The 4,700-nt window shown below is 62.8% G+C and carries 6 protein-coding genes; all 6 read right to left on the bottom strand.

All coding sequences use genetic code 11. The annotated features are described in order from the left end of the window. Positions 1-211: IS3 family transposase (locus A39O_RS0105995; RefSeq protein WP_020503788.1), on the bottom strand; the 211-nt coding region annotated here is incomplete at its 3' end. Between the two features lie 31 nt (positions 212-242). Then, the gene (locus tag A39O_RS36280) at positions 243-2,909 is read right to left on the bottom strand and encodes a DUF3631 domain-containing protein (protein WP_169338409.1); all 2,667 of its coding nucleotides are present in this window, start codon (positions 2,907-2,909) and stop codon (positions 243-245) included. A 56-nt stretch (positions 2,910-2,965) separates the two neighbouring features. After that, positions 2,966-3,163, bottom strand: a complete 198-nt coding sequence (locus A39O_RS0105985) for a hypothetical protein (RefSeq protein WP_020503786.1) — start codon at positions 3,161-3,163, stop codon at positions 2,966-2,968. Beyond that, complete coding sequence (locus tag A39O_RS0105980) at positions 3,160-3,516, bottom strand: hypothetical protein (protein WP_020503785.1); 357 nt, start codon at positions 3,514-3,516, stop codon at positions 3,160-3,162. The genes A39O_RS0105985 and A39O_RS0105980 overlap by 4 nt, the downstream gene beginning before the upstream one ends. Before the next feature lie 168 nt (positions 3,517-3,684). Next, positions 3,685-4,170: a phage protein GemA/Gp16 family protein gene (locus tag A39O_RS32180; protein ID WP_020503784.1), complete on the bottom strand. Its 486-nt coding sequence runs from the start codon at positions 4,168-4,170 to the stop codon at positions 3,685-3,687. Between the two features lie 33 nt (positions 4,171-4,203). Then, positions 4,204-4,437, bottom strand: a complete 234-nt coding sequence (locus A39O_RS0105970; protein ID WP_020503783.1) for a hypothetical protein — start codon at positions 4,435-4,437, stop codon at positions 4,204-4,206. Positions 4,438-4,700: the final 263 nt, after the last annotated feature.

Genomic DNA, 4,700 nt, shown 5'->3' with positions numbered 1-4,700 from the left:
CAGCCTGATCGTCCACTTTCTGACGTCCACGCTTGGTTTCAAACAGCGTCCCGGCCTGCTCCAGGATCTCCTTTTTCCACTGCCCCACCTGGACCGGATGGACTCCATGCTCCTGTCCGATCTCGTTCGTCGTTTTGACCCCGCGGATCGCCTCCAGGCCGACTTTGGCCTTGAAGGATGCCGTGTACGTCTTGCGCTTCGCTTCGCCCATTATGATATGCCCCTTTTGGTTCGACGCGAGCTTAAATTACTGTCCGGTTTTCAGGGTCCACTATATAGCGTTGCGCTTGCTCGTCGCCGTCCGCTACCGGGCCGTTGATCGCGTGTCGCGTAGGGGAACCCCCTAAATTATCCGCTCTTCCGCTACCTTTCTTATTATTCAATGCGTTACGCCCTAAATATCTGCTACCTTTCGGGCCGGAAGGTAGCGGATAAATCGATCCTAAGACTTTGTTTTCGTGGGAAGGTAGCGGATGAGCGGATAATTCGGGGGGTACTCTAGGCAGGTAGCGGTTACATGCCGCGGTGAGATGCTCAACGCGGTAGCCTTTCGGAACAAGTCCGCCGATATGCACGTTGCCGGATGCAATCTGATACCGCTTTAGCAACGTTGCCAGTTGTCGGCTTGTGATCCGCCGCCGCTCGTCGTCGCGTTCCTTGTAGTTGTAGTCTTTCCAGGGGGACTCTTCGATAGCGCACAGCCGCTCGATAAGGTTTGCGGTCGGTATGGCCTGTTCTCCCTGCCGCAGAATCTCCCGAATATCGGCCAGCAACAACAGCGCCTTTGATGGTTCGCGCTCGTCGATTTGCGCCGCCAGTGCCGACCGTGCCAAGGCGGGCCAACGTCCGCCCGCTGCGTCGGCGATGGCCAGCAAGGGCCGCCACTTGTCCGCGAGTCGGTTACGCACGCCGACAGGCATGATCGGGTCAGCCGCCGCAATGGTGGCCGCATGATCGCCGGTCCACCTGGCCAGCTTCCGCCCGACCTCCAACAAGGGGGCGCGGTGGGTGCGGGCGTCGTAGATGTTGGCCTCTGAGATTTCATCGGCCGCCGCCCGTTCCAGCGTGACGACAACGCTCCGGCTTACGGTGGTGCCTGGCAGTTTCTTGATTAGGTCAATCCCTGCCATGGCAACGGGGGTATGGGTGCCGAATTTCCGAACCTCGTTGTCGTCGCCGATGCAACGCAAAACACAGCCGTGCGGCTCCCAGCCGTTGTTGACGGCCGCTAATAGTTCGCTGTCCTCGTCGATAAAGACATCCATTTCGTCGATCAAGAATGTCGGTTTGTGCAGTTCGGCCAGCCGGAAGAACGGGGCGGATTTCATCAGTTCCACGGGTTGCGGGCGCGGGACCAGATTCCCGACCATGTGAAACAGCAACATGGTTTTGCCGCACTCAGCATCAGGGGCAGTAATCAGTAGCCGTGGTGAGTGCGAGAATCCCGCGAACAGGTAGACATGCGCGCACCACAGGGCAACGGCCGCCGCATCTTCGGGCCGCATCACCATGTGACGCAGCAAGAGCGACAGCGCTTGGTCTAAGACCTCCGCGCCGGATACCGCGTCGGTCCACGGCTCCGGCTCGTAGAAGGTCACGTTACGTCCGGCCGCGGCCTCGTGCGGGGCGTCGGACTGTCGGGCCTTGGCAACCTCCCGGTCTAGGGTGGCAACCCGCACGCCTAACGCACTCGCCTCGGACTCCCGCACGCGGTCATATTCAAGTACCGGCAGGGCCGCAAGACGGGCGATGGTGGCCGCGTCGCGGTTGTCTTGGGGCCGCTCAGGGTCGCCTTCTGAGGACCGTTCGCCGCCCGTAGCCGCGGCTTGGTCGGTAGGGCAGTCGGGCGAAATAGCCGCGTCGCTCGTCTCGGCTGCCATGGCCGGGGCCGCTGGGTATACCTGAATCCAACGGGCCGCCGCTGTCAGCGCCGCGGGGGTCCAGTCGTCTGACCTTGCGTTTGCCGCGTCCCACTTTTCCGGTAGGTCGCGGGGTGCGCCGGTACGCGGGTCAATGGCTAAACTCGACAGGTCCAGAATCTCAACCGATGCCGCGCCGGCCGCCTTACATAGCTCGGTCAGCGTGTTCGCATAGACTGCGCCGGCCGGGTCGTGGTCGGGCCAGATCAGGACGCGCCGGCCGCCGATGGGGGCAAAGTCGGACTTCTGCGGGGCGTTGGCTCCGTGCATCGTGGTCACTGAGTCCGCGCCGGGAAATAGCCACGATGCCGCGTCCGCCGCTTTTTCGCCTTCGCAGAACAGCACGGGGGCCGCGGGTCGATCCGCCAGCAGTTCAAGCCCATACAGCGGCAGGACGCCGGGCGGGTCGCACCATTGCCAGCCGTCCGCGGCAGTCCAGGACAACGGCCGGAATTGCTTCCGCGCGCCGGCCGGATCGAACCGCAAGACCAGTGCCACAGGGTCATTATTCCGGTCTCGATAGGTCCAAGTTCCGGATGGTTCACCAAGGGTCGGATGACGCTTGGGGCAGGTTGTCATTGCCTCGCGAGGGATGGGCACCAAGGGCAACGGGGCCGCTTGAGCGACAGGCGCGGGGGCCAGATCGCCGGGGGTGGGCGCACGCTGGGGCCGCTTGGCGCGCTGCTTGGCGGGGGTCGCATCGGGGTTAAGGTGGTACGTATCGGCAAGGGTGGCGCGGGCTTCGTTGAGTTCCAGCCCATCACGTAACATTATGAAATCAATGATTGAACCGCCTCTCTTATCGCACGAAAAACAGCGAAAAGCGCCGGTCTTGGCGTTTATGGTGAACGATGGATCTTTTTCCTCATGAAAGGGGCACAGGACTTTCTGCGCATACCCTTTGCGGTTGGCAATCAAGGGCGGGGCGTTCGAAAGCTCCCGCTGGTAGAAGGTCAGGGGGTCGATTGCGGCCTTGATGGTATCCGCCAAGGGCAGGCGCGCACGGGGTTCGGCCGGGGCCTCCGGCTCGGGGGTTAGGGGGGCGCTCATGCTGCGCCCTCCCGCCCTTCCACTGCTTCAACGTAGTCTAGCCGCGCACGCTCGAACGTCCGCAGGGCCGCACGGGCGCGCCGCTCGGCCGTGGTCAGGGTGGCACGAATGGTGCGGGCCTCGGAGTCCAGGCGCTCCCATGCGTCGCGCGCGGTGTCGCGGGCTTGCCGTAAGGCGTCAAGGTTCGCGTTCATGCTGCGTCCTCAATGCCGTACTGCGCCCGAATCGCCGCCGTTCGCGCTTGTCTTGCGGGCACTGCTACCTCGTCGGCTAAGGCGCGGGCAACGCGGGCGGCTCGCTGGATGACTTCACCCATAGCGCCGCGTTCTTCGGGACTGGTCTCCGCTTCTAAGGGGTCTTGTCCGGTGCTGGTAATCGCCAGATACCCGGCTATCCCTTCGATCAGCGACAACCAGTTATCCAGGCCGTCACACAGGTCAAAATTTGGATAACAGATTGCCGCGTCGAACACGCGCCGGGCGAGTGCGTTGCGGTCGATTTCGGACTGGGGCAGGGATGCGCCGGGGGCGCGGTTGGGGGTGGTCATGTGCCGATCTCCGGAAAATGGATGGATCGGCCGCAAGCAAGGGCAGGCAGGGGCAACACGAAACCCAACAGGTGGGTTATCATTCTTCTTGCCGGTGCGAAGCCGTGAACGCGGCCTAGCTTTGCGCGGTGTCCCTTGCAGGGGATGCCGCGACGGCAAAACCCTACGCTAGTTAGCAGCATCTGACAAGCCCTGACCGCTCGCCACGGTTGGGGCTTTTTCTTTGGGGCCATGGGGAATCCTGCCCTCTGCGGGCATGTGGTCATCAGGGGTGCCGGTTGGTGGGGTCAACGCCCGTTTGCGCCGGCTTTCGACGGCCTTGACTAAAACCGCGGTCAGCTTTCCGAGTTGCGGTCTCGACAACAGACGGGCGTCGTCGGTCTTGGTGACGCGCTGCACGATGGTCCGGAACCGCTCATCTTCGAACCCGCTGTAACCGAGTTCCCGCGTCAACTGACTGACTGTCTGCCATTGCGCAAGACTGGCCTTGAGCGAGTCCACCAAGGCGGTTAGCTCCGTGTCGCTCAGGTCCGCGCACGATGCTTTGCCGGTGCGCCGCTTGAGCCATGCCTTGTACTTTTCGCCCTCCAGTTCTAACGCTTTAGCGGTCGCGTGAACGTGTGCTAAATGCCGGTTACGGGTTGCGGTGTCCATGGGTGCCTCGGGTGGTTGGGGTGGCGGGCACGCTCACGCCGCGCGCTCCCGGTTTTCTTTCAGCCAATCCAAGTACAAGTCAGGATCGATCAGGATTTTCCGGCCGCGTCGCATGATGGCTCCGGATTCGACTAGGCCGTTGTGGTCGCGGTTGAACAGGTCCCAGCGAATCCCGCCCTCGGTCAAGCCGGGTTGCTGTGCCGCCAACTGCTTGACGGTTAGGACGGTGCGGGAGGGGGTGGGCAGGGGGGCGGGGGTAGTCGCCATGGGCTTTCACTCGTTTTGCATTGTCTGCACAAAGCGCGGGTTGCGCCGTGTTGTGCCAATCGTGGCGAGAAAAATCCGAGAATTGTAGTGTTCACAGGTGCATACCCGGTGCACACCAAGAAGGTGGGCACCGGTGTACACCGGTGTACGCCATGGGGCTCTGGCCGGTCCAGGTGCGAGCCTTCACCGTGGAGCGGGATCAGGATCAACCGGCCGGGCTCCGGGAGGTTGACCAGCGCCGCGAGGACCTTCGGGAGGGTGTC

The organism is Lamprocystis purpurea DSM 4197, assembly GCF_000379525.1.
GTDB lineage: Bacteria > Pseudomonadota > Gammaproteobacteria > Chromatiales > Chromatiaceae > Thiodictyon > Thiodictyon purpureum.
The sequence above is the reverse complement of the archived record's forward strand: the minus strand, read 5'-3'. Positions and strand labels throughout refer to the sequence as shown.